The sequence below is a fragment of the Runella defluvii genome (assembly GCF_014195535.1).
Taxonomy (GTDB): domain Bacteria; phylum Bacteroidota; class Bacteroidia; order Cytophagales; family Spirosomataceae; genus Runella; species Runella defluvii.
The window spans coordinates 62,495-87,691 of the sequence record NZ_JACIBY010000019.1 but is presented as its reverse complement, the minus strand read 5'-3'; the positions used below and the strand labels follow the sequence as shown (position 1 = coordinate 87,691).

The window sequence follows — 25,197 nt, the reverse complement described above, 5'->3', positions numbered from 1 at the left end:
ACGTTTCACGAAGTGATTGTCTATGTACTTCGCAAAACAGCTAAATTCAGCGGGTTAACTGTTAGAACAAATCGGACAGCGACTGTCCGATTTGTTCTAAAGGGGTGTTTTTAGGGAAATAATTCGCAAAAAATCATTGTTGGGGCTCGGGTAAACTCAGGCCAATACCTCTTCGCACAGTTGAAGGTAGTACTCTAAGTTGGGTTTGGCTAAACCTGTGACTTTGGCGGCTTCGTCCCAGCGACGCATCTGAATGATTAAGTCAAAGTAAGGATTTTGTTCAAAAGTAGCGGCTTCTTCGGCATTCATTGGGCCCCCTTGAAACTCTAGTGTTTTTAGACTTGCTTCCGAAAGTCCCGCAAAATACTTGGGGTTTTTGAAGGTCAAGTACCGTTTTGCATTGACGTGGTTAGCAACCAAAATGCACACCTTTTCGGGAAAACCTTGGTCACGGAGCCAATCGGCCGCTACTTCTTCGTGGTCTTTGCGGCCGTATTCTGCCATGAGTTCTTCTTCGAGCTCGGTTGGCATTAAGTGGCCAATATCGTGTAAAAAAGCGGCTACTTGCACTTCTTGGTCAAAGCCTCCTTTTCGGGCTAAATCGGCGCCTTGGGCGGCATGTTCGAGTTGGCTTACGTCTTCGCCGTAGTATTGGTCATCTCCTTGTGCTTCAAAAAGTTGACGAATGGTGGTGATTGCGGACATTTTTTTGAATGAAAAGTTGAATTATCTTTCTTCGTCAGACGATAGTCAGACGAAGTTTTATTCACTTAAAAATTATTTGCTGTACCCCGTCTGACTGTCGTCTGACTGGTTTAATCGTCAGACGATAGTCAGACGAAGCTTTACTCACTTAAAAACCGTTTGAATGGCTTCTCCTACTGGATGTTCACAGGTAAAATGTAACCCAAGCGCTTTGGCGAGTGTTTGAGCGATTTGGTTTTGGAATAGTACTTCCGCGTGTTGCATTTCGCCTTTGGCAGGGGTATCGGGGCCTAAAGCGCCCATCCAGATTTGAAAACAATCGGGGGTTTTGGTGCCGTGGTCTTTCCAACGGGCTTTAGGCGTATGTCCGCGTCCGTGGTCGGTGGTGAGCAAAATCGTGGTTTTGCCTTTGTATTCGGGTTGTGATTGGAGGTAAGTCCACAAATCTGCGATAAACTTATCAACCATGTTGGCCGTTAGCAAATACTGGTCATATTTTCCCGCGTGGGCAAAGTCATCAGTTTCGTCAAACGACAAGAAAAATACTTTAGGCTTATTTTTTTGAATGTATTCTTTGGCCATGTAGTAGGTAATAAAATCTTGGCGAGTTTCACCCCAAGGACTAGGTAACTTATCTTGAATATCGTTTAGCAATTGTTCGCGAGGGTTGGGACTAGCGACGGGTTCGTGGCCTGCATTGACGGGTATGCCAGTTCGTTTTTCATTGATAATGTGCGGCACCACATCCCAAGTTGCATAGCTGGCTACTTTACCTTTGTACTTTGGTTGGTTGTTGATAAACTCAAAAACGGTGGTGTTGGGGTTGTCGATTTTATCGTTTGAGTTGATTCGCTCATCGGCAAAGCCACTCAAAATTTCGTTGTATCCTGGGTAGCTAAACCAGTAGGTGTTCGAGATGTTCATTTTACTGCCATTCCAGCGGTTTCCGTACAGTTGACCTTGTTTGGCGATGGTACTCCAGAAAAATGGAAATAGTTTTTGGCGGCGTTCTTCGGGCGTATTGGCCCAAAATTGTTTTATTAATTTCGCCGTATCGCTGGTATAAGTTGGGTCAAAAAGGAGGGAAGAATCAGCCCCTCCAAACATTTCTTGCCAGCGAAGGCCATCGGTGGTAACCAGAATGACGTTTTCGGTTTGGCGCTGGGCAATGCTTGATAAAGTAATCAAGAGAGAGCAGAGGAAAGATAGTATGGTTTTCATTTTGTAAAAAAAGTCAGGGGTTAAATATGGACTGTCATTTTAAAAAGAATTGGACCCAATATCAGTAAGAGCTTTCAAAAATGCTATCATATCGGCTTTTTCCTCTTTACTGAGGTTGAGTTTGTCAGACGGTAGGGTTTGGTTGGGCAAATCAAGACCCAATCCTGCCGCACCTCCGTGGTCGTAAAAATCAATTACTTCTTCAAGCGTTTTGTAAGCTCCGTTGTGCATATAAGGCGCAGTAAGGGCAATGTTACGCACTGTGGGTGTTTTAAACGCATATTTTAGGTCGGGCAGGGTGGGATAATTGAATCCTTTTCCTAAATCAGGGTCAATTATACGAGACCTTGGAGCGGTCATTACCCCAATCACTTCCGACTCGCTTTTGGCGAATGAAGGTGGAACGGTACCGTTGAAGAGTGGCATAAAATGGCAAATGCCACATTTGGCCTTGCCCATAAAAAGATTAAAACCACGCTTTTCGGAGTCGGTGAGCATAGTTTCTTTGCCACGCATATACTGGTCAAAACGACTGTTGAAAGGTATCAAACTACGCTCATAACTGGCCAGGGCATTCATGACGTGCTTGGGTTCTATTTGCTTTAAGTCAGGAAACGCACTTCGAAAAAGGGCCATGTACTTCGCATCTTTTTGAAGAATATTGCAAGCCTCTGGTAGAGAGCCGTGCATCTCATCGCGGTTTTGAATTACATCTTGGGTTTGGACTTCAAGGCTATTGGCACGCTGGTCATGAAACTGGCGCTGTTGGAGCGCTGCGTATAAAATTGTAGGAGCGTTGCGTTCGATGTGCCCACCGCCCAATTTAAGACTTTTGGGTAACCCATCCGTAAATGCTTTTTGTGGCTGGTGGCAAGTGGCACAACTACGATTGTTTTTAGCGGAAAGTTGGGTATCATAAAAAAGTGTTTTCCCAAGTGCTACTTTGGCATCACTTACAAACAAATCGGCATTGCCTGTGTAGTAGTTGGGGTCAAACGCATTTTTGTCAAATAAAGTAGCGACATCGCCCCGCAAAGCCCTCAACTCCGTGAAAGGCATGATTCGTAGCTCTTTCTGTTGGGCGAGTAGCTGGGTAGTGAGTGGGTTGGCATATTTGGTGATGAAGGTAAGACGGTCGAACGTGTCAAAGTCGTTGTTCTGGTTTGCAAAAGCGATGGCTTCTCTAAACAACTGATTGATAGCGTCAGATTTAGAACCTTTGAACAGGTTGGCGTATTGTTGTAGTGCTTCCAAACTTACGGCTAGTTCTGGGGTAGCGGTTTTACAAAGTGGTGTATCAAAGCCAGAAATTCCAAGCGAAATGTTTCTAAAAAGTTGTAAGCGTATCGCATCAAATAGGTGTGCTTCCGTAAATTCGGTAGCTTCCCAAAGCTCGCGGTAGCGGCGGAGCTCGGGTTGAAGTTTTTTTATTTCACGCAGCAGTTCCGCTCGGTTTGTGGAGTCAAACGGAAACAGATGTTCCTCAATAACCTGTAAGCCACCAGGTTCAAATGATTTGTTCTCTTCGAGTTCGTATTCTGGCAGCGGCGGGCCGTTTACCAAACGACTTGTGGTGGGAAAGAAATACTCAGTTAAATGCTCTATTTTTTTGTATTGAAGTCTGCTTTTTAGAAAGGATTTCTGTAACGAATCTTGGTCGTTGCTATGCTGGGCAAGCTGAGTCAATTCTCCATTGACGAGGTGTTCAAGCGAATCTAGATCTTTGATGAACTGTGTTTTGGATTCTTCAATAGGGCTTGTTTGAGGGCGGCAGGTTACAATCAATACTGCCGCAAAAAGACAGGTGCTCAGCAATAAAAAGTACTTGTTCATAGTATTGGTGGAAAAAATAAAAGCCTGCCAACTTTTAAAAAATTGACAGGCTTTTGATAAAACAACTATTATTTCTGGATACCGCGTACAATTACTACCTGACCACCCTCGGTAAAAGAGCTGGTCAAATCTGTAGTTTTTGTGGACGTCGAGCCATCAACACCTGCATATTTGACATCACGCCAAGTGTGAGGGTGAATATTAATAGCAAAGGTGTTAGGAATACCCGTCAAATCCGAAACATCATACATGGCGCCATATTCCCAAGAACTCAATAAATCGCTCTTGACAGTGTTGTATTTGTCATTGAAGGTAGTTTCAGTACGGCGGTGGTTCATTTCGAGCATTGGCTTGAGTACTTTAGTAGCAATGTTATACTGCCAAATGCGGCCATCGTGCTTGGTGTCCAAATAAAACGAGTCACCATCTTCTTGGATGTAAACAAAGTTTTGTGTTACGCAAATGTTGTCTGGGTTTACAATCGAAAGGCTTGGAGTTTCATCACCATCTACAATAAGCTGCAATTTGCCTTTCAATGGGTCGTTGGCATTCATCGAAAGCTGATACACACGGCCCCACATGGTTTTGCCAGGAATTGGATCTTTGCGGTTATTGGCTTGACCAGTTGCCGTAAAGTAAATTTCACGACCAGCCGCTGCAGAACCTTTGCCATAGTCAATATCTTCTACACGTGTAAACTGAATGGCTTTTTTGGTTACCGACTGTGCTGCGATTTGCGCGCCAGTTTGTGTTTTGGCATCATCTACTTCCACAAACTCCACGTCATAAGAAGTGCCACGCTTCATGTCGGTTTCTACCGCATTTTGATCCGTACGGCGCAAGAAATAAAGTTTTCCGTTTTGCAAATCGCCTACCGTGTTTGAAACATAAGCTAATAACTGACCAGCACCATCGTCTTCGCCAATGATGATGATAGTTTTGCCGCTGTAAGCAGTTTTGGGAAGTGGAACGGCGTTTTCCATTGAAGCTTTTCCCAAAGCAGGCAATACACGGTCTTTGTTCTTCTTGTCCGCAGCCCCAGTTGGATTAATCGCATGTACCATTGACTCAGCACCGCTTTCACCTGCTGTCAAAAACACGGGGCCAAAGCCGTGCTCTTCGGGGGTTGCCAATGTAGCCGAACACAAACGCCAAGTACCACCGTCATAATCAACGATGTATTCGCCTTTTACTGGTTTGAAAGTTTTATCCAAATAAACCCGCGATACCGAACGGTTAAACTCGTGGTTGTTGAGCATGATAAAGCCATCACCAGCAGGATTTTTGATGATACCTGCGCCGTCGGGCTGTCCACCAAATACGAAGTCAGGCGATTGTTCAAGTTTATCGTCAGAAGAAATCAACGTAGTGATTTCCAAATTCTCAAAACCTGCAAGAGATTTAATGAGCGAAGGGTTGACCGAGTGGTTTTTCAACACGACGTCGGTAGGAGGCGAAGTTACGTGGTCATTCACACAACTCGTCATGAGAGCCGCTGAAGTAAAAGCTGCAAGAGTAAATTTTGTAATTTTCATGTACTTTACTTTATTGATTTTAATTACGGTGTAAAGTACAGGAGCAAACGTTACCCTAGTGTGAAATAGAGTTTATCCTTATTTAAAATTAAGTGATAAAAAAATAGCGTTTTCTTAACCATTAGGCGGTTTTAAAAGAGTAAAGCGGGAAGAATACCTCCCGCTTTAGTGTTCACTTAGCCTATGAGTAAAACATTTATTTTAGTAACCACATCAAGTCGTTCACGTCATCTTTACCAGTGAACTGTGAGGAAAGAGCAGAGTTATAGTTAGTTACGTTGGTGGTACGTTCGGTGGCTGGGTACTGCCAGCGTTTCGGAATACGACCACTGTTGCCAGTGCCTACACCTGTCAGAAAAGTAGGAATGCCCGTACGGCGTTGGTTGTAAAATGGCTCTAATCCCGAGTTTTGGAAGAAAGCGATGTACTTTTGAGTGACAATTTGACTTAAACCTGTTTGATTGTTGCCAGCGTATTTTACCAGCGTACCGTCGAGGTAAGTGGTTAGCGTCGCTGCATCAGCGATACCATAGTGGCTCATGGATGCTTCAATGCCTTTTTTGTACCATGAAGCAGCATCACCCGTAGCCCAACCACGATTAATACCTTCGGCAATGTTAAAACACAATTCTGGATAACCAATGAGGAAAAGTGCCTCGCCAACGTCGTTGGAGTAATACCGAGCACGTTTTTGGAAAGAATATTCTCCCTTGAGCACTTTGGTACTCATATCGGCCAAATCTTCTCCCGAAGAGGCACCTACGTATGCTTCGTAATCAGTGGCTTTCAAACCTGCATTGATTTTGGCTTCGGCAGGTTCAGCAACGACAAAAACGCGCGGGTCTTTACGGGTTACGAGCAAATCAATGTACGTCTTGGCCATGTTCTCACGCGTGGCATTGAAACCAAAATTGGATGGGTTTCGGGGGTATTTGTTGAAGTTATTAAAAGTATATTGAAGGTTATCGCTCATGCTTGCTTGTACTGGGAATTTAGTAGGGTTGCTAATCATTTCGGCAAAACGTTGTTTTACCTGCAACTCACCGTCAGCATCTTTGCTACTAAGACTTATCAGTACCCTCATTTTGAACGAATTAACCGCTCTTTGCCATTTGACAAGGTCGTTGCCAAGGTAAATATCGCCCGATAAATTGCGATCTCCTTTGGCGATAAGGGCGGCTAACTCCTCGTTGGAGCTGTCTAACCACTTCAAAACCTGAACGTACACCGCTTTCTGAGTGTCGTATTTAGGTGTAGGTGATTCCAACCCTTTGAGGGCTTCCGTCATGGGAATATCGCCTACGCGCTTTGTCATATTTTCGAAGAAATAAGCCCGAAAAAATTTGCCCAAAGCACTGTAAGGATTTTGTTCAGGTAATCCCGCTCTTTTGGCTTCTTCTTCCATCTTTAATACGTTTTTTATCGTAAAATAGTAGAGGTCGGTGGTCGTCCAAGAATATTCGTTGGTCGCGTAATAATTGTAGTTGGAGCAATAATACTGGTTCCAACGGGCTTTGTCTCCCCAAGCACTTCCACCGTTTACAACATTGTACATGTCGTTCAAAACCCCATTGAAAACCAACGAAGCAGGTGCGTTCACAGGGCGGTTAGGGTCTTTTTCGAGAGTAGTAAAATCTTGGCACCCCCCTAATCCCCAAAGTGGGAATAATAACAGAAGTCTAAAAATATTTTTCATCGGTATAAAATTTTATGTGAATCCCCCATTGGGGGTTTGGAGCCTTGTTTTAGAATGTTAAATTGATGTTTACTCCATAACGACGCATGGTCGGTGTTTGAAGGTCAGAACTGCCTTGTGAGCCGTTTGCAAACTGATCGAGGTCAATGTCTTTTTTCTCGGCAAAATACAGTAAGTTACGACCAACAAATGAGATGCTTGCTTGTTTGAAGAACGTCTTTTGGAGCAAATTGGCTGGCAAATTGTACCCTATAACGACTTCGCGAAGTTTGGCAAATGAACGATCCATTAGGTTGCCACCGTTGGGGCTATACCGTCGGCTGATGTAGTCTTGGAGAAACTGCTTCGTGGTATTTGGAGTAAACTGAAGCTCGCCATAATTAGTAATGTTACCATCAACATCGTATTTGATAGCTACATTATTGGAAACTACCACACCTTCGCCAACGTATGATTTTACACCTTTGTAATCTTGGAAACGGGCCTCACCCATAGCGCCATCCACAGTAGCAATGTGACGACCTCCACGGAAGGTCTGACGCTGAATGTAATTGGCAATGACACCACCTACACGTCCGTCAAATTGGAAGCTGAAATTCCAGTTTTTGTAATTGAAGCGGTTGTTTAAGCCCCACACCCAGTCTGGATTTAGGTAGCCGAGGAATTGACTAACTGGGTTGATGATTGGGCGCCCTCCCGCGTCATTGATCAATTGGCCATCTTGCGTACGGATAAACGTTTGGTCGTAGTACGCATCAGTACGGTCACCTACTTTTAAGAATTGATTCAAACGGTCAACACCAGGGTAAATCTCAGTCAAACGCTCCTTGAAGGTGGACCAGTTGGCCAAAATTTCCCAATTTAATCCATTGAGATTTTTAATGGGCGTGCCAGTTATTGAAAGTTCAATCCCTTTTTTCTGAGTCTTGATACCGTTAACCAAAGCCGCCGAATACCCCGTTGTCGTAGAAAGAGGCAAGTTAAAGATACGAGGCCCATCGTTTGAGATAAAATAGGCAGCATCAAAGCTGAGGCGGTTGTTTAAGAAACGAATGTCGGCTCCAAACTCAGTCTGAGAAGTAGAGTTGGGCTTAATTTGAGCATTGTTGAGCGTGTTTGTAAAAAAGGCCGCAGGTTGGTTGTTGTAGGTCAATGGCGTACTGTAAACGGCGGAGTTTTGGTAAGTGGGGCCATCGTACGAAGAGGTGTAAGAGTCGCCGTAGCCCAAACCAATGCCTGAGAACGATGAAGAGGTTAAACCATCTTTTACGTTGGCATACGACCCACGTAATTTTAGAAACGAAATGGGGCCTAAATTTTGAACCAAATCAGAAACGACAAAACTCGCAGCTACCGAAGGGTAAAAGAACGTGTTGTTCCCTTTAGGAAGCGTTGATAATTGGTCCATACGGCCTGTAGTAGAGACTGTTAGCAAGTTTTTGAAGGAGAAGTCTGCCGAGTAGTAGGCCGAATTTACCCCCATAGCCGAACGGAAATTGCTGAGTTTGACAGGGTTGGCTGAGTTGGCAAAACTATAAACACCTGGTACGTTGAGGTAATCAGTGGTAGTGAAATTATAGTTGAAGTTGAACGTACGGATATTTCCACCCACAAAACCGTTGACCGAAAAATTAGTGCCAATTTTTTTGTCAATTTTTACCAACAATTCCGTGTTGTTGTCAAACAAATTGCGCTGGTCTTCGCGGTAGTCGCCACGGCGTTCGTCGCGTCCGTACGTGCCCATCGAAAACGGGAATTTTTCGGTACGAAGGGTATTCCACGAAGATACTTGGGTACGCAACATGGCTTCGATGCCGTTGGCGATTTGGTATTTCATCGCCACTTGACCCACAATGTCGGTTTTATTGTGTCCCCGCAGCCACTCATACGCCATAAAGTAAGGGTTGTTATAACGCTGATATTCGGCGTAAATTTGCTGTACACCCTCTTTGCCAGGCTGCCAATAATTGCGCATGTCGTCGATATTCCAATCGGCACCCGCCCAAATGACAATGTTGTAAATCATGGAGTTAGGGCCATAGTTTACGTCAGGGAAATTGGGGGATTGTTGGCGGTTATACTGCAAGTTTGACTCAAAAGAAAGTTTGTTGCTAAACTTATAATCAAACGAGGTGTTGAAGGTAGAGCTGTTGAGACGGGTGTTAGGCACAATCCCTTTTTGGTAGGTATTTGACAACGAGAAACGGGCGTTATACTTGTCACCTGATGCCGATACGGCAATGTTGTTGGTTGATAATACCCCTGTTTCTAAATACCGCTTTAAGTTGTCAGTTCCGCGAGCGATCCATGGAGTAGGAATGCGTTTGCCAGTTGCAGCGTCGATAGGGCTGTCGTATTGAGCAATGGGCTGTCCTTCAAATTTTGGTCCCCAGACGTCATAATCTCCGTCGTTTTTACCGCCCCCACGACCATCCACAAACTCATAAACACCGTGGTCGCCAGGTCCATATTGATCTTGTACTTTTGGAATGGCGTTAAATCCATTGTCAAACATGGTTGAGGAATTAAAATCAACCGCAAAGCCACGTTTATCTTTTGAGCCACGCTTGGTTGTAATCAAAATAGCGCCGTTTTTGCCACGGAAACCATACAAAGCCGATGCCGAAGCTCCTTTCAATACGGAGTAGCTTTCGATGTCGTCGGGGCTGATGTTCCAAGTGTCTGAGTTGATAGGTACACCATCCACTACGTACAAAATATCCGTATTACCACGAAGTATTACTTGTGGACGACGGAGCATTTCGGCGCTCATTCCAATCGTTAAGCCCGCTACTTTTCCAACCAGACCCTGAACTGCATTGGGTTCACGGGCTTTGATGGTTTGGCTTGCGTCGATTCCTTGAATAGAAACCCCCGTGCGACGAACGTCTTTTTTGATACCGAGCGCAGTTACAACAATTTCATTCAGTTGACGAAAATCTTGCGCCATAGAGAGGTCAATGACGGTACGATTGCCCACCGAAACTTCTTGAGGAGTATAACCCACAAACGAAAAAACCAGAGAGGCATTGGCAGGGACACTCAAACGGTATTTGCCTTGGGCGTCAGTATTTGTGCCTTTATTTGTCCCTTTAATAACGATGCTGACGCCAGGTAGCGGGGTGTTATTTTCGACGTCGATAATTTTTCCTTGCACCGTCATATCTTGTGCAAACACCGTGGTGCAAAAACAAAGCGCTAAACAACATAGCACCCAGATTTTCTTCCCTAAAATTGGGGGTAGAGCTTGTAACATAAGTACAGAATGGTTAATTGTAAGAATGAAGAAGAGTTTGTGTATTTCAGGCCACAAAGTAAGAATGTGGATGTTACCTCATGATTAATGTAAGATGAAGTATGTATTAAGATTTTTACAAGAGTTAAACTTTTAAGCCCAGGTGTAATTAGGTAAAAGAAGTATTTGTCTTGTGTAATAAATTGAAAGACAGTGTATCGTGGTTTTTTAGGGCTGTTAATTCACTTTTTTTCTTTCTTGGAAAAACTCTTTTTTGTTAAATTTAACTAAACAATAACAAAGTCAATTGTTAACTTTGTATAGTAATATTATACCTTTGTTATTTCAACTAAGCTACCACGTAATCGAATGAGTGTACATCAAATAGAATTAGTCATTTTGGACATGGCTGGTACAACCGTAACCGACCAGCACGAAGTAGAAGCCTGTTTTGCCAAAGCTGCACGGCAAACTGGAATTGAAGCAACCGACGAGGAAATATTAGCCGTTCAGGGGCTTGCTAAACGTTTTGTTTTTCAGTTATTTTGGAGAAAACAATTGGGTGAAACTCACCCCGATGTCGAGAGTAGGGTAGATGAATCGTATGCGGTTTTTAAAGAGGTGTTGGAAAAACATTATCGCACACAGCCTGTTTATCCTACAGTTGGGTGTTTGGAGTTGTTTGGTTACCTTAAAAAGAATGGCATTAAAGTGGCCCTTACAACGGGTTTCTATCGGGAAGTAACCGACATTATTTTAGGGAAACTGGGCTGGTTGGAAGGTCTTGATGCACAGCGTGTTGGCAATGAATCGACCGTCATTCAAGCGTCGATTTCGAGCGATGAAGTGCCGCAGGGGCGTCCTGCTCCCGACATGATTTATAAAGCCATGCGCCTTTTGGGAGTCACGGATGTGAAGCGCGTCATCAACGCAGGTGATACCCCTTCAGACTTAGGCTCAGGCAAAGCAGCAGGTGTGTATCTTAACCTTGGCGTTACCAACGGAACACATACCACCGAACAATTGATTGGTCACCCACACGACGCGTTGTTGGGTTCGATTGATGAAATTATTCAGGTTTTGGAAGAAATTAAAGTAAAAAACTAATGCAAAAACATTTTGATCTTATTGTGGTGGGCGGCGGTATCATGGGCACGTTTCATGCCTATCACGCAGCTCGCCAAAACAAATCGGTCTTATTGCTTGAAAAAGATAATTTTCCCGTTGGAGCTACTGTCCGAAACTTTGGGCAAGTGGTGCCTTCGGGGCTGTCGGGACGGTGGTTTAATTATGGGCAACGCAGCCTAGAATTATACCAAACGTTGCAATCGAAGGTAGATTTGACCGTTCGTAACAATGGCTCTGTCTATGTGGCGTCTGACGACGACGAATGGCAGTTGGCCAATGAACTGTACGATTATTACCAAAAAATAGGCTACACCTGCGAGTTATTAAGTCGCCAAAAGTGCCTTGAAATTTATCCTTATTTACGACCAAGCTATCCCGTAGGGGCATTGTTTTTTCCGCAAGAGCTGAGCGTTGATTCACCTGTTTTGATGCAGCGATTGTTGGGGTATTGTAAGGAACAAATCGGTATTACTTTTCTTAACAATGCGACGGTGGTTGATTGCCAAAGCGCCAGCGGAAAAGCCACGGTACGTTTGGCCAACCGACAAGAATTTGAGGCTGAAAAAGTACTGATTTGCAATGGACATGAGTTCCGAATGTTGTATCCCGAATTGTTTGCCAACAGCGGTTTGATTGTTAGCAAATTACAAATGATGCAGACGATACCTTTTCCTACTTTATCAATGAAGGGAAATATCCTGACGGGCTTGACCATCCGCCGTTATGAATCCTTCCAACAAATGCCTTCGTATGCGTCGATGGTTACTCCTGAGCATTATTCCGATCTCAAAAAGTGGGGGATTCACGTGTTATTCAAACAAGCAGAAGACGGTTCCGTGGTGATAGGCGACTCGCACGAGTACGCAGATGCACAACACGTAGATGATTTGGGTTTTCATACAACTGACTATATTAATGGCTTGATTATCAGTGAAGCTGAGCGAATTGTTACTTTTGAGGTGGACAAAATTCGTACAACTTGGGCTGGTTTTTACAGTCAAACTACTGAGGAAATCTATGAACGTCAGATCGACGACCACATCCAAATCATTACGGGGATTGGGGGAAAAGGAATGACCTCAACGGGCGGGTATTCCGAAGAAAATATAAAGAAGTTGTTTGCTTAGCTTCAAAGCGATGAAATTTCAAGCTCCGAAGGTTTGATACCAAAGGTTTCTTTAAAACATTTGGTAAAATAGGAGGGGGTTTCGAAACCGACTTTAAAGGCCGCATCGGCAATCGATTCTCCTTGCTTTAACAATGTCAAAGCCCGCCGTAAACGATGATTTCGGATTAGCTCGTTGGGAGAAAGATTTGTCAAGCTATTTACTTTTCGTTGCAGTGTTCGCCGATTTAATTGCAAGGCGTCGGCCAGTGAGTCCACGCTGAATGTGGTGTCAGAAAGGTGATTATCAATGACTCCAAACAACCGTTCCATAAAGGCTCCTTCCAACTCAGGGGTGGGCGGGACGAGCACGGGTTTTTGGAGCAACTCCGTGTAATGTTTCTTTAATTTTTCTTGTCTAGCCAGCCAGTTTTTGACTTTCAACTGTAACTCAGTTGCGTGAAAGGGCTTCACAATATAGTCGTCGGCTCCTCCTTCAAAACCTGTTAATCGACTTTCAATCGCCGTTTTAGCCGTCAGCAAAACAACGGGAATGTGGCTAGTTCGGGCGTCTTTTTTGAGGTGCTGACAAAGGTTGATTCCGTCCATATTAGGCATCATCCAGTCAGAAATAATCAAATCAGGAATGGCTTCCATCGCTTTTTCTAATCCCTCTTGCCCATCTACGGCCGTAAGTACCTGACATTGATTGTCAAACAAACTGGCGATGTATGTCCGCAAATCGGGATTGTCTTCTACGATAAGCACGACCGAAGTGGAGGTAGTAATTTCGTCCACCAAAACAGAAGTTGCTTTTTCGATCAAAGCAGGAACGACTTCGGGCTGCTTTTCCAACATGTTTTCGGTTTCAACGATTCCCCATGTGTGTGCATCGATGGGAAAACGTAAGAGAAAAGTTGTGCCTGAGCTGAGCCTACTTTCTACCGTAATTTCCCCTTTTAGTACTCCTACAAGTTCTTTCACCAAAGACAAACCAATGCCCGAACCCTCGTACATCCGTCGTGATGAAGAATCAACTTGGTAAAAGCGGTCGAAGATGGTGCTCAACTTTTCGGGAGGAATGCCAATTCCTGAATCCGACAGGGTGATAGAAAGTAGTTTGTCGCTAATATCCCAGTGATACTGTACTTCCCCACCTTGAGGTGTGAATTTCAGGGCATTGCTTAATAAGTTGGTGATGATTTTACTGAGTTTGTCGGTATCGATGTACCCCAATGGCATTTCCAAAACTTTTTTTGGAACATGTAATTCAATGCCTCGTTCGTCGGCCAATGCTTCAAAAGGCTCAGCTTGGCGGCGAAGAAAAAGTACCAAGTTTTCTTTGGTTAATGAGGGCTGTAAGGCACCCGCATCGATTTTTGATAAATCAAGGAGCTGATTAATTAAGGCCAACAACCGAGAAGCATTGGCATGAATCATTCCTAAAATAGGTTGTTTGGGTTGTTGCTTCAAAAGGGTTTCGAGCGGACTGATAATGAGGGTCAGCGGCGTACGAAATTCGTGGGTGATGTTGGAAAAAAAGCGGGTTTTCGCCTCGTCGAGTTGGCGAAGCTCCTGACTCTGGCGTTCAATGATTTCATGTTGTTGGGCCAACTGCTGAAGTTGTTTTCGGTTACGCCAAAAAGAATACGTTGCTAAAAAGAAAAGAAGGGTTACCAAGCCTACAATTCCCCACAAAAACCATTGTTGCCGCTTTTCTTGTGCTAGTTGTAAAGCCGTTTCGCGGGTGCGGAATTGGGTCTCCCATTGCGTCATGGTTTGGTTATTGCGCCGTAAATACACCCTTTCTTTTTCTTCCAACGCTTTTTTGTAGTAATCGTTGGCTCCCTGAAAATCGCCTAATGCTTTGGCTACTTGTGCTCGGTTTTCGTAGAAATAGTCTTTTTCCCATTCGGGTGAATCGTATCGTTGGGCCGAATCTAAGTACATCGAGGCCAATTTGAAATTTTTTATGTTGATGTATTGGTCGGCAATATATTGAAACGTGGCGCGGGTGTCGGTAGGCCGTTGAAGCTGACGCGAAAGAAGTACTACGTGTTTAAATAAAGAAATAACTTTTTCATTTTCTCCTGATAAATAACTTAGAAAAGCGACCACTGTATTGGTAAAACGATACCGTGCAAAAAGGGTAGTCTGGCTAGGGAAAGTAGCTAAAGCCAGCTCTAGGTTTTCGAGGGCATGTTCAATGTCCATCGAATTGTCCATAAAATAGGTATAAACAAGGTTTTCGTAGGTATCGCTAATGAGCGAAGAGTCGTTGAGGGATTGAGCGATGTCGAGGGCTTCTTTAAAAATAGGCAAATACTTATCGGGTTCTTGGCGGTAAATATCTCTGGAGGTATTGCCAATTTCATTCAATAGTGCGGCGGTTAATCGTTTATCCTTGGTAGCACGAGCGGATTGTAAGGCTTCGTTGGCTGTTTGCAAGGCTTTTTCAAACTGAATTTGGCGTCGAAACTGAGCGGTTTTGAACAATGCCAGTGTGCCGATTAAAGGAGAATGAGCTGAGAGAGAACGTTCTAAAAGTGCCAAACATTTCGACGCAGAATCTTGCTGTTGGGTAATCTGTAAGAATTTGGTAAGGGAAGCTAACCAAGAAGAATACGAAGCAGAATTGGTGGCTGGACGGGCGGTTGAGAGTATTTCTCCTGCGCATTTTATTCTCCCATTTTTGTACAAACTTTCAAAGGATGAGTGGTTTAATACGTAATCAAGTGCTTCTGAATGGCTTAAATGGGAGGGAGGGCAGGAGGGTATTGCAAGGTGAGCTGTTAAGATTTTCTTTTGGAAAAGGACATAAAGTTCATCAACTCGCTTTTTTTGGATGGAGGTAGGCGACTGTTGTCCATAAACAAGGCAAAAGAAAAAGGGGGTAATCGCTTGCAAAAAAAGCGAAAGAAAGTAACTGCGAATGAATCTTGAACCAAACGACATTCCTTTAAAATATACTCTATAGTAGGGTAAGGGAGCGCTAAAATAGGAAAACGTACTAAAAAAAACGAAGAAATGCCTAGAAGTTAATACGTAATCAGGTTGAACGCATTAAAATGTAGAATGGCTATTGATTGCTCCAGAGGAGCTACATCTTAGTAGAAAAATGCCCCGTTAGGGATTGGGGATGTCCTTTACCTCTTTTTTCTACTAAGATTTAGCCTCGCTGAGGCTACTTTTTTTAATGCGTTCAACCTGATACGTAATGTACGAAAGCAATCAACGAAGTAAATTCACAAAACCTCGATAGACTCGCCCTTTGGGTTCGGTCAAGATGTGATAAGTATAAACTCCTATTGGAAGGGGATTGCCATTCCAGTTTCCATCAAAGGAGGCCAATGAAACTTGGTGACGGTGATAGATAAGTTCTCCCCAGCGATTATATACACTGATTTGAGCGTCGGGATAGTCTTCTAAACCTTTGATTTCCCACGTATCATTGACGCCGTCTTGGTTAGGACTGAACACATCAGGGATATAAAGTGGAGTAAAAACGGTAATATAAATGCTATCAGTTGCAACGCACCGAGAAGGGCCAATGGCTTTGACAATGTACTTTGTCGATTGTGAGGGGGACAATGTTGGGGTAGGACTTGCGATGTCACTAACGCCCGTGGTAGGAGACCATTGGTAACGATAGTCGGGCCCTAGGTCAGCATTTAATGCGATACTACCACCTTTGATAATGTCCTTGTCGGGGCCCAAATCGAGCTGAGGGGAAGGGGAAACGAGCACATCTTGGCGGCTTTCTCCATTCATACATTCTATACTTCCTTTGACGGAGTAACTAACGGTATGTTGTCCAAAACCCGCCAATTGAGGGTCAAACACATCTCCCATTACGCCTTTCCCCGAAAAACTTCCTCCCGTTGGGGTTCCCGTTAGACGAAAGGGGGCCGAGGTTATTCCACAAAAACTAGGAATGGGAGCTAGGGTGGTTTCTATTTTGGTAACTAGTTCAATGTCAATGGGTTTTGAGGTTGCAAAACAACGGTTGGTATCTTTGACTGTGACGGTGTAACTTCCCGCTTGGGTCACTATAAAGTCACTTTTGACACCATTTTGAGCGGTTTTTCCTTCTTTTTTCCACTCAAAAGTTTTCAAGTCTTTTCCTTGGGCTTTCAGTACTAGGGTTCCACCTGGACAAATTTGATTTCCAGAAGAGGTAATGGATACCACAGGGTCGTCGTATTGTACCACTGAAATTTGGTTCGACTCCGTGGTACATCCGTTGGGAGACGTGATTTTGACGGTGTATGTACCAGTTTGCGTGACCGAGATGGAATCTTTGATGCCGTTGATTTCTTGACCGTCGCGTAGCCAACGGTACAGGTAGGTGCGTCCTTGGGTGGCTTTGAGTGTTACTTTTTCACCATTACAAAACCCAGCGCGGGACGTGCTCAAGTCGGCCTTGGGAGGTGTGTAGGTAATGACCGTCAGTGCTCCAGACACGTTAGCGCAATCGAAACCATCAACGACTTTAAGGGTATAAACTCCCGTCTCAATGGCATCAAAAACGTTGCTTGTTGCACTAGGAATGAGCTGATTTTCAAAGTACCACTGATATTTTAACGGGCCGTTTCCGCTTGAGTTACTGGTTAATTTTATCGTTCCTTCCTTGCACGGGACGCCAATCGGGTTCCCTGCCGAAATGCTGACCAACAGTTTGGCATTGGTCGTTATGACTAAAGGGGCGGAAACGATAGGAAGGGAGCAAAGTGGAGAGCGAACAATACAATGGTAAGTGCCCGATTGATTGCCACGAACTACCAAAACAGAATCAACAGCATTGGGTACATCAACGCCTCCTTTTTGCCACGTAAATGTACTGCCAGGTGGGTAGTTTCGAGCGTTAAGCTGGACTAAACTGTCTTGACAAACGGTTGTAGAACTGGCAACTGATGGGCGCTTTACTTTTGATACAAAAAGGGTGGGAGGGGTAGTGCAATCAGCAACGCGAGCGGGTTCATGGGCATGGAGTAGTTTCAATGCCATGCACCACAACGTTAAACAAACTAAAACCGACCGACCTCGCATTTGGGTAAAAAGGATTGCTTAGCTCAAAACACGGGAAGGACGTAAATATACTTATTGGGAAGGCTATACCCGATTTTTGGAATCAATTAAGATAGTGACAGGTCCATCGTTGAGGAGGGCGACTTTCATATCGGCACCAAATTCGCCCGTTTGAATTGGGTGGCCTAATTCCTGTGAAAGCTGTTCAATCATTTTTTCGTACAATGGAATGGCCACATCAGGGCGAGCGGCATCAATGAACGAAGGGCGATTCCCTTTTTTTGTGCTGGCGTGAAGGGTAAATTGGCTGATAAGTAGGATGTTGCCACCAACGGTTTTGATGTCAAGGTTCATTTTACCTTCCTCGTCTCCAAAAATGCGCATTCCCACGATTTTTTTTGACAACCAATCAATGTCCTCTTGGGTATCGGCATGGGTGATTCCCAACAAAATCATGAAACCTAAACCGATTTGACCTTTTACTTGTCCTTCGATGGTGACGGAGGCTTCGGTAACGCGCTGAATGACTGCAATCATAGAAAAAGGAAGACTTAAATAGGTAAATAAAAAAGTCGGGGTGGAAGCACCCCGACTCATAAACTAATCGTAATTTAAAACAGGCGAAAGCCATTTTTCTACTTCTTCGAGTGGCATTCCTTTGCGAACGGCGTAATCTTTCACTTGGTCTTTGGCGATTTTTCCGAGGGCAAAATACTTGCTGTCGGGGTGGGCAAAATACCAACCACTTACTGAACTCGCAGGGTACATGGCAAAACTTTCCGTCAGTTGAATTCCTACTTGGGCTTCGGCATCCAACAACTCAAACATGGTGCGCTTTTCGGTATGGTCGGGGCAGGCAGGATACCCTGGTGCTGGCCGAATCCCCTGGTATTTTTCGGCAATCAATTCTTCGTTGCTGAACGTTTCGTTTTGGGCATACCCCCAGTATTCTTTGCGAACGCGTTCGTGCATCAATTCCGTAAAGGCTTCGGCCAATCGGTCGGCGACGGCCTTGAGCATGATGCTGTTGTAGTCGTCGTGGTCGGCTTCGTATTTTTCCAACAATGCCTCAATTCCAATACCTGTCGTTACGGCAAAAGCCCCGATGTAGTCTGCCCCTGTTCCCTCAATGGGGGCGATGAAATCACTTAGGCAGAGATTTGGTAGATTGGCAGCCTTTTGATTTTGCTGACGTAAATTGTGCAATCGTACCGTTTCGTTTTGTTGTAATAACGATGGCCATTTTCCCATACGCTCGTCAGGAGCCGCTACACTTCCCTTGCGAGAAGCAGTTGGCTGCGTAAGCACAATGTCATCTTCCACCGAATTGGCAGGGTAAAAGCCAATGACGGCGTTGGCTTTGAGGGATTTATTTTTGATGATATTGGCTAACATGGCATTGGCATCATCGTACAATTTTTTTGCTTCTGCCCCTACCGTCGCATCGTCAAATATCTTTGGATATTTTCCGTGCAATTGCCACGTTTGGAAAAACGGCGTCCAGTCGATGTACTTCGCGATTTCTTCCAATGGATAATCGTAGAAGTACTTATTTCCCAAAAACTTGGGTTTCACTGGCTCAAACCCTGCCCAATCAATGTTGGTTTTATTGGCTCTTGCAGCCGCAATCGACAATGCTTCTTTGGCTTGTTGACGTTTTGCGTGGTCTTCGCGAAGTTTGGCGTATTCTTTCTTGATGTCGGCCAATGTGTCGGCGTAGGTTTGTTCGTTTTGCGTCAACTTTCCAGCTACTGGCACCGCGCGACTCGCATCCAAGACGTGAATAACAGGCCCCGAATAGTGAGGGTCAATTTTTACCGCCGTGTGAATCCGAGAGGTAGTAGCACCCCCAATCAACAAAGGCATGGTAAAGCCTTGGCGCTCCATTTCTTTGGCAACACCCACCATTTCGTCTAAGGAAGGAGTTATCAAGCCCGAAAGCCCGATAATGTCAACGTTATTTTCTTTGGCCGCTGCTAAAATTTTATCGGTCGGGACCATCACCCCAAGGTCGATGATTTCGTAGTTGTTACAGCCAAGTACTACGCCTACGATGTTTTTTCCAATGTCGTGAACGTCGCCTTTTACCGTTGCCATCAAAATTTTTCCAGCCGCAGCACCACCACCTGCTTTATCAGCTTCGATGTAAGGGGTCAAATACGCCACGGCTTTTTTCATTACCCGTGCCGATTTTACCACCTGTGGCAAGAACATTTTGCCTGCCCCAAACAAATCTCCAACTACGTTCATGCCGTCCATTAACGGCCCTTCAATCACATCTAGTGGGCGGCTTGATTGCTGACGCGCTTCTTCCACGTCGGTGTCGATGTATTCGGTAAGTCCTTTGATAAGAGCGTGTTCCAATCGTTTTGACACAGGTTGGTCGCGCCAAGCATTGTCAACAACTATTTCTTTTCCTTTCGATTTTACGGTTTCGGCAAAAGCCAACATCCGCTCCGTTGCATCAGGACGACGATTGAGAATGAGGTCTTCGCAATGCTCCAACATGTCTTTGGGCAGGTCGTCATAAACCCCCAACTGACCTGCGTTCACAATCCCCATGTCCATCCCAGCCTTGATGGCGTGGTACAAGAAAACAGTGTGAATGGCTTCACGCACGGGCTCATTGCCACGGAACGAAAACGAAACGTTGGAAACCCCACCGCTCACTTTGGCGTACGGTAAGTGTTCTTTAATCCAACGGGTTGCGTTGATAAAATCAACGGCATAATTATTATGTTCTTCGATACCCGTACCAACCGTAAGGATGTTCGGGTCGAAAATGATGTCTTGTGGAGGGAAACCTACTTTATTGACTAAAATCCAATACGCACGTTCACAGATTTCGACACGACGTTCGTAGTTATCGGCTTGGCCTACTTCATCAAAGGCCATTACAACCACCGATGCCCCGTAGCGTTTTACTTTTTCGGCTTGTTCGATAAACTTCTCTTCGCCTTCTTTCAACGAAATAGAGTTCACAATGGCTTTTCCTTGCAAACATTTCAGACCAGCCTCAATCACCTCCCATTTCGAGGAATCTACCATAAAAGGAACGCGGGCAATGTCTGGTTCGGCCATAAGCAAGTTACAGAAGCGTGTCATGGCTTGCACGCCGTCAATCATCCCTTCGTCCATGTTGATATCGAGGACTTGAGCGCCCGTTTCTACCTGCTCGCGAGCTACCGAGATGGCTTCGTCGTATTTGCTTTCACGAACCAAACGAGCAAATTTCTTAGAGCCTGTAACGTTACAACGCTCGCCGATGTTTACGAAATTGGTTTCTTTCGTGATTTTGAGCGGCTCAAGTCCCGAAAGTTTCTGAATATGGTCGTTTTCGGGTAAATCACGAGGCCCGTATTTGGCGGCCACTTCGGCAATGGCCTTGATGTGCGGTGGTGTTGTTCCGCAACATCCTCCGATGATATTAATAAAATTATCCTTCAAGAAGCCTTCAACGATGTCGGCCATTTCATCGGGAGATTGGTCGTATTCACCCATTTCATTAGGCAAACCTGCGTTGGGGTGAGCTGAAGTAAAAAATGGCGCTTGGTTGGCCAAGGTTTGCACGTAAGGGCGCATCAAATCGGCTCCTAACGCACAGTTGAGACCAATCGAAAGCAAAGGCATGTGCGAAACCGACGTCAAAAAAGCTTCCGTCGTTTGTCCCGACAAAGTTCTTCCCGAAGCATCCGTAATCGTACCTGACACCATGATAGGCATTTCAGATTTACGGTTTAAAGTGGTAGGTTGAAAGCTTCCTGGAATGGGTCGAACACTCCCTTTTCTAACGTCCGAAAAATACAAATCAATGGCATAAAGGGCGGCTTTAGCATTGAGCGTATCAAAGATGGTTTCGACCAAAAACAAATCAGCACCACCGTCGGCAAGGGCTTGAGCTTGTTCGTAGTAGGCATCCACTAGCTCATCAAACGTAACGGAGCGATACCCTGGGTCATTGACGTCGGGCGAGAGCGAGGCCGTACGGTTGGTGGGGCCAATAGAACCTGCCACAAAACGCGGCTTATCGGGGTTCATGGCGGTGTATTTATCACAAGCTTCCCGTGCCAAACGTGCCGATTCGTAATTTAGCTCATACACTAAGTCTTCCATGTGGTAGTCGGCCATAGCGATGGTGGTCCCACTGAAGGTATTGGTTTCGATGATGTCGGCACCCGCTTCGAGGTAAGCCTCGTGGATTTCGCTGATAACGTCGGGGCGGGTCAACGACAACAAATCGTTGTTGCCTTTGACCTCGTGTGGGAAATCTTTGAAACGATCGCCACGGTAATCAGCATCTGTCAATTTATAACGCTGAATCATTGAACCCATCGCGCCGTCAAGCACAAGGATTCGCGATTTTAGTATTTCTTGGATTGGTGGTTGTTGCATTTTTATACTAGTATCAATTCTTTAATTCTCTTAAAATGCTTCACATTAAGTGTTTTAAGAGGTGTTTTGTGAGTGATTGCAGTGGCTGCAATAAAAATATCTCTAAATTCAATTAGCTTATTCTCTTGTTTAAGAGTATGAAAAATTTCCGAGGCTTTTTCAGCTACTGCATCGTTGAAAGGCAAAATGGTTAGCAGTTGAGTTAGTAGATAGACATCTCGTTTTTTTAAATCATTGGTAGCACCCATTAAAAGTTCATAATAGGTCACAGATGACAGTGATAAAGGAGTGTCTGCTAATTTGTACAATGCAGTACGTGTTTTGTTTGAAGCACGTAAGTACTCAATAAAGATAGAGGTGTCAAGCATTACCATTCAGAACCTTCAAAGTTAAATTTACTTGGATAGGCCTGTAATTCTGCCAAATCATCCTCAGACCAAGTCGAAACCTGTAATAATTGTTGTTTGTAAGTAGAGGCATCTACAGACATTTTTTTTTGTTTTTTCTGTACTAAAAACTCTAAAAAATCCATTAGCTCTTGTTGACCGAATGTATCTAAGAGATTGTATTTCAAGATTAATTCTTCCATAATTAAAGGAGATTTATTTACTCAAAAACATACTTTCCGCTGGGCACGTTCACTTTGAAGGAGGCGTATGCTCGGAAAAGATAGACATCTTAGGATTGTACAAAATTAACGTAATTCAGAAAGAATTTTTCTGTGATTAGACGATTATTGTCAATTAATCTTTGAAAATAGATTTATTTTATACTTTTGAGCCTTTAATGCCTATAAAATACCCGCATTTGTAGAAATCAGTCTGCAAAAAATAGATAAAATGTCTAACCTCAATTTCAGTGTAAAATACAACAATGCTCAAACTAGACACAACCGACCGTGGCCTTCTGCGTTATCTGCAACAAAATGCACTCTTAACGACCAAAGAATTGGCCGCTCAACTCAATCTTTCCTATACGCCTGTCTATGAGCGCGTAAGAAAGCTGGAAAAAGAAGGAATCATCAAAAAGTACGTGGCGCTCGTCAATCGAGAAAAAATAGGCCGTAACCTCATTGCGTTCTGCAACGTTTCTCTCAAAGAACATAGCCGTGCCAACGGCGAAAAGTTTGTGTCGGCCGTGATGACTTTTGAAGAAGTGATGGAGTGTTATAACATTTCGGGAGAATATGATTTTATGTTGAAAGTAGTGGTGAATGATATGCCTGAATATCAGCGCTTTTTGATGGAAAAGCTGGGGGCTTTAGACAGTATCGGCAATACCCACAGCATCTTTGTGATGAGCGAAATCAAACACGAAACCGCCCTGAAAGTATAAGCTATGTTGTACGTGTTTGGCGGGGTGATTGGGGGCTATGCCGTGGCTTGTCTATGGTTGTGTTGGCAATGGTTACGTATTCCCAAGCGGCCATTGAATCACTTGGACATGCCTCCTGATTTTAAAATTTCGGTCATCATTCCAGTGCGCAACGAAGCCGCCCACATTGGCGTATTATTGAATGACCTTGAGCGACAAACTTTAGCCAGTCAGCATTTTGAAGTGTGGGTGATGGATGACGCTTCCACAGATAGAACTGCGGAGATTGTGAATGAATTTATTCAAAACAAAATGTTGAATTTACAGCTCGTGTCATTGGTCAATGCTCCCGTAAGTTCACCTAAAAAAAGGGCCATTACGGAAGCACTCAAACGAGCGAGTGGACAATTGATTATAACCACCGACGGAGACTGTAGGGTAGGAGAAAGGTGGTTGGAAATGTTCGCTCAAACGTACCTAGAAACGGGAGCGAAATTAATAAGCGGCCCCGTAACGTTCTTGAAAACAACGCCTACCAGTGTCGTAGAATGGATGGGAGAGGTGGCTCAAACCATCGAATTTGCCAGCTTGATTGGCACGGGGGCTTGTCTGCTCGAAGCGGGTCACCCAACCATGTGCAACGGGGCAAATTTGGCGTATGAACGTGCCGCCTTTGAAGCTGTAGGAGGATTTGCAGGGGTAGAGCAAATTGCGTCGGGCGATGATGAGTTTTTACTTCAAAAAATTTCAAAACATTTTGGCGTGGAAAAGCTTTATTTCCTAAAAAATGAGGCTGCTGTCGTCTCAACCCACGCGCAAGATTCTTGGCAAGGTTTTTACCATCAACGCATTCGTTGGGCCAGCAAATGGGCAGTCAATAAACGCCTTGCCACAATGCTGGTTGCGGTTTGGGTATTTTTAGTCAATTTGCTGACGCTAATTTTGTTAATAGCACCATTCTACGAAAATGTAGTGCCTTTTGAGTTTTGTACAATTCTATTGTTAAAATATGTGCCTGAATTTTTGTTTTTACGTTTGATTATCAGATTTTTGGGGAGAAAATCCTGGGATTGCTACATTCCCATAGTGCAACTTTTTTATCCAATATACGTTCTGTTTTTTGGACTGGCAGCTCAACGAAAAGGCTATGTTTGGAAAGGGCGAAATTTGCGTTAAATTGCCTCCGCAATAGTGATTTTACCCCCTGATTTTCGCAGCTTTAAAGCCGCAAATTTCGCAGAATTTAACCAAAGTTTTACAATCATTAACGGGTCTTAACTAACATCATCAACAGCTATGATTCCATTGTTTGTCCATAAGTCGCCCCGAATCTTGAAGTCATTTTATTCGCCTTTCGTTTGGGAAATTCCAACGGAAGAACCCGTGATTTATTTGACATTCGACGATGGCCCTATTCCTGACGTAACTGAGTGGGTGTTGGAGCAACTGGACATTTATTTGGCAAAAGCCACGTTTTTCTGCATTGGCGATAACGTTCGTAAATACCCTGAGTTGTTTGCCAGCTTGCTTGACAAAGGACATAGCGTTGGAAATCATACCTTTAACCATCTGAAAGGTTGGAATACGGAGGATGAGACTTACCTCGAAAACGTAAAGCAGTGTAGTGACATCTTACCCGTAGATACGTCCCTTTTCCGTCCACCTTACGGGCGAATAAAGCTGAGCCAAGCGCGGCCTCTCCTTAATAATTATCATGTAGTGATGTGGGATGTACTAACGGGCGATTTTGAAAAATACCTTAGCCCTGAGCGTTGCCTTGAAAAAACGTTGAAATATACCAAAGCAGGCTCGATTGTGGTGTTGCACGATAGCCTAAAAGCGTGGCGTAATATGAGTTACGTCCTTCCTAGAATGCTAGAACATTTTTCCAGCCTTGGGTATCGTTTTGAAGCCTTACCGCAGCACATCCCGCCTTCTATGAACCTTGGTGATGCCGCAAGCTCGCCGTATTTGGTACATTAATTTTAGTAAATCATCATCTAAC

Annotated in this window: 17 protein-coding genes; 5 read left to right on the top strand and 12 right to left on the bottom strand. The window is 44.3% G+C overall.

Annotated elements, in window-relative coordinates; all coding sequences use genetic code 11:
• Positions 1 to 156 precede the first annotated feature (156 nt).
• The 6 genes from FHS57_RS27885 to FHS57_RS27860 all read right to left on the bottom strand — a co-directional run bounded on the left by FHS57_RS27885 (position 157) and on the right by FHS57_RS27860 (position 10,246).
• Complete coding sequence (locus FHS57_RS27885) at positions 157 to 705, bottom strand: HD domain-containing protein (RefSeq protein WP_183979471.1); 549 nt, start codon at positions 703 to 705, stop codon at positions 157 to 159.
• A 144-nt stretch (positions 706 to 849) separates the two neighbouring features.
• A complete protein-coding gene (locus FHS57_RS27880; RefSeq protein WP_183979469.1) occupies positions 850 to 1,926 on the bottom strand; it encodes an alkaline phosphatase family protein in 1,077 nt (358 codons plus the stop codon).
• A gap of 39 nt (positions 1,927 to 1,965) precedes the next feature.
• Positions 1,966 to 3,759, bottom strand: a complete 1,794-nt coding sequence (locus FHS57_RS27875; protein WP_183979467.1) for a cytochrome-c peroxidase — start codon at positions 3,757 to 3,759, stop codon at positions 1,966 to 1,968.
• A 68-nt stretch (positions 3,760 to 3,827) separates the two neighbouring features.
• Positions 3,828 to 5,294 carry a PhoX family protein gene (locus tag FHS57_RS27870; RefSeq protein ID WP_183979465.1) on the bottom strand — a complete coding sequence of 489 codons (1,467 nt, stop codon included), beginning with the start codon at positions 5,292 to 5,294 and terminating at the stop codon, positions 3,828 to 3,830.
• 196 nt (positions 5,295 to 5,490) lie between these two features.
• Complete coding sequence (locus FHS57_RS27865) at positions 5,491 to 6,990, bottom strand: SusD/RagB family nutrient-binding outer membrane lipoprotein (RefSeq protein ID WP_183979463.1); 1,500 nt, start codon at positions 6,988 to 6,990, stop codon at positions 5,491 to 5,493.
• A 49-nt stretch (positions 6,991 to 7,039) separates the two neighbouring features.
• Positions 7,040 to 10,246, bottom strand: a complete 3,207-nt coding sequence (locus tag FHS57_RS27860; protein ID WP_374758008.1) for a SusC/RagA family TonB-linked outer membrane protein — start codon at positions 10,244 to 10,246, stop codon at positions 7,040 to 7,042.
• Positions 10,247 to 10,594: 348 nt separating this feature from the next.
• Here FHS57_RS27860 and FHS57_RS27855 point away from each other — a divergent pair, with 348 nt between their 5' ends.
• Both FHS57_RS27855 and FHS57_RS27850 read left to right on the top strand, forming a co-directional pair.
• Complete coding sequence (locus FHS57_RS27855; protein ID WP_183979461.1) at positions 10,595 to 11,332, top strand: HAD family hydrolase; 738 nt, start codon at positions 10,595 to 10,597, stop codon at positions 11,330 to 11,332.
• The gene (locus tag FHS57_RS27850) at positions 11,332 to 12,480 is read left to right on the top strand and encodes a TIGR03364 family FAD-dependent oxidoreductase (RefSeq protein WP_183979459.1); all 1,149 of its coding nucleotides are present in this window, start codon (positions 11,332 to 11,334) and stop codon (positions 12,478 to 12,480) included. The genes FHS57_RS27855 and FHS57_RS27850 overlap by 1 nt, the downstream gene beginning before the upstream one ends.
• Positions 12,481 to 12,482: 2 nt before the next feature.
• Here the strand turns inward: FHS57_RS27850 and FHS57_RS27845 are convergent, their stop codons facing one another.
• The 6 genes from FHS57_RS27845 to FHS57_RS27820 all read right to left on the bottom strand — a co-directional run bounded on the left by FHS57_RS27845 (position 12,483) and on the right by FHS57_RS27820 (position 22,467).
• A complete protein-coding gene (locus FHS57_RS27845) occupies positions 12,483 to 15,158 on the bottom strand; it encodes an ATP-binding protein (RefSeq protein ID WP_183979457.1) in 2,676 nt (891 codons plus the stop codon).
• A 531-nt stretch (positions 15,159 to 15,689) separates the two neighbouring features.
• Complete coding sequence (locus FHS57_RS27840) at positions 15,690 to 17,465, bottom strand: T9SS type B sorting domain-containing protein (protein ID WP_183979455.1); 1,776 nt, start codon at positions 17,463 to 17,465, stop codon at positions 15,690 to 15,692.
• 105 nt (positions 17,466 to 17,570) lie between these two features.
• Positions 17,571 to 18,023, bottom strand: coding sequence for a D-aminoacyl-tRNA deacylase (gene dtd / locus FHS57_RS27835; protein ID WP_183979454.1), 453 nt, complete (start codon positions 18,021 to 18,023; stop codon positions 17,571 to 17,573).
• Between the two features lie 63 nt (positions 18,024 to 18,086).
• Positions 18,087 to 21,878: a methionine synthase gene (gene metH, locus FHS57_RS27830; RefSeq protein ID WP_183979452.1), complete on the bottom strand. Its 3,792-nt coding sequence runs from the start codon at positions 21,876 to 21,878 to the stop codon at positions 18,087 to 18,089.
• Between the two features lie 2 nt (positions 21,879 to 21,880).
• Entirely contained in the window at positions 21,881 to 22,252 is a 372-nt protein-coding gene (locus tag FHS57_RS27825; RefSeq protein ID WP_183979451.1) for a type II toxin-antitoxin system VapC family toxin, read from the bottom strand.
• Entirely contained in the window at positions 22,246 to 22,467 is a 222-nt protein-coding gene (locus FHS57_RS27820; RefSeq protein WP_183979450.1) for a hypothetical protein, read from the bottom strand. The genes FHS57_RS27825 and FHS57_RS27820 overlap by 7 nt, the downstream gene beginning before the upstream one ends.
• A 284-nt stretch (positions 22,468 to 22,751) precedes the next feature.
• Here FHS57_RS27820 and FHS57_RS27815 point away from each other — a divergent pair, with 284 nt between their 5' ends.
• The 3 genes from FHS57_RS27815 to FHS57_RS27805 all read left to right on the top strand — a co-directional run bounded on the left by FHS57_RS27815 (position 22,752) and on the right by FHS57_RS27805 (position 25,175).
• The gene (locus FHS57_RS27815; protein WP_122930858.1) at positions 22,752 to 23,213 is read left to right on the top strand and encodes an Lrp/AsnC family transcriptional regulator; all 462 of its coding nucleotides are present in this window, start codon (positions 22,752 to 22,754) and stop codon (positions 23,211 to 23,213) included.
• Positions 23,214 to 23,216: 3 nt separating this feature from the next.
• A complete protein-coding gene (locus FHS57_RS27810) occupies positions 23,217 to 24,368 on the top strand; it encodes a glycosyltransferase (RefSeq protein WP_183979449.1) in 1,152 nt (383 codons plus the stop codon).
• 120 nt (positions 24,369 to 24,488) lie between these two features.
• Positions 24,489 to 25,175: a polysaccharide deacetylase family protein gene (locus tag FHS57_RS27805; RefSeq protein ID WP_183979448.1), complete on the top strand. Its 687-nt coding sequence runs from the start codon at positions 24,489 to 24,491 to the stop codon at positions 25,173 to 25,175.
• Positions 25,176 to 25,197: the final 22 nt, after the last annotated feature.

What these genes read in the sequence shown, in the direction of transcription:
- FHS57_RS27885 (WP_183979471.1), bottom strand. Translation starts at nt 705, where the DNA reads ATGTCCGCAATCACCACCATTCGTCAACTTTTTGAAGCACAAGGAGAT.
- FHS57_RS27880 (WP_183979469.1), bottom strand. Translation starts at nt 1,926, where the DNA reads ATGAAAACCATACTATCTTTCCTCTGCTCTCTCTTGATTACTTTATCA.
- FHS57_RS27875 (WP_183979467.1), bottom strand. Translation starts at nt 3,759, where the DNA reads ATGAACAAGTACTTTTTATTGCTGAGCACCTGTCTTTTTGCGGCAGTA.
- FHS57_RS27870 (WP_183979465.1), bottom strand. Translation starts at nt 5,294, where the DNA reads ATGAAAATTACAAAATTTACTCTTGCAGCTTTTACTTCAGCGGCTCTC.
- FHS57_RS27865 (WP_183979463.1), bottom strand. Translation starts at nt 6,990, where the DNA reads ATGAAAAATATTTTTAGACTTCTGTTATTATTCCCACTTTGGGGATTA.
- FHS57_RS27860 (WP_374758008.1), bottom strand. Translation starts at nt 10,246, where the DNA reads ATGTTACAAGCTCTACCCCCAATTTTAGGGAAGAAAATCTGGGTGCTA.
- FHS57_RS27855 (WP_183979461.1), top strand. Translation starts at nt 10,595, where the DNA reads ATGAGTGTACATCAAATAGAATTAGTCATTTTGGACATGGCTGGTACA.
- FHS57_RS27850 (WP_183979459.1), top strand. Translation starts at nt 11,332, where the DNA reads ATGCAAAAACATTTTGATCTTATTGTGGTGGGCGGCGGTATCATGGGC.
- FHS57_RS27840 (WP_183979455.1), bottom strand. Translation starts at nt 17,465, where the DNA reads ATGGCATTGAAACTACTCCATGCCCATGAACCCGCTCGCGTTGCTGAT.
- dtd (WP_183979454.1), bottom strand. Translation starts at nt 18,023, where the DNA reads ATGATTGCAGTCATTCAGCGCGTTACCGAAGCCTCCGTCACCATCGAA.
- metH (WP_183979452.1), bottom strand. Translation starts at nt 21,878, where the DNA reads ATGCAACAACCACCAATCCAAGAAATACTAAAATCGCGAATCCTTGTG.
- FHS57_RS27825 (WP_183979451.1), bottom strand. Translation starts at nt 22,252, where the DNA reads ATGGTAATGCTTGACACCTCTATCTTTATTGAGTACTTACGTGCTTCA.
- FHS57_RS27820 (WP_183979450.1), bottom strand. Translation starts at nt 22,467, where the DNA reads ATGGAAGAATTAATCTTGAAATACAATCTCTTAGATACATTCGGTCAA.
- FHS57_RS27815 (WP_122930858.1), top strand. Translation starts at nt 22,752, where the DNA reads ATGCTCAAACTAGACACAACCGACCGTGGCCTTCTGCGTTATCTGCAA.
- FHS57_RS27810 (WP_183979449.1), top strand. Translation starts at nt 23,217, where the DNA reads ATGTTGTACGTGTTTGGCGGGGTGATTGGGGGCTATGCCGTGGCTTGT.
- FHS57_RS27805 (WP_183979448.1), top strand. Translation starts at nt 24,489, where the DNA reads ATGATTCCATTGTTTGTCCATAAGTCGCCCCGAATCTTGAAGTCATTT.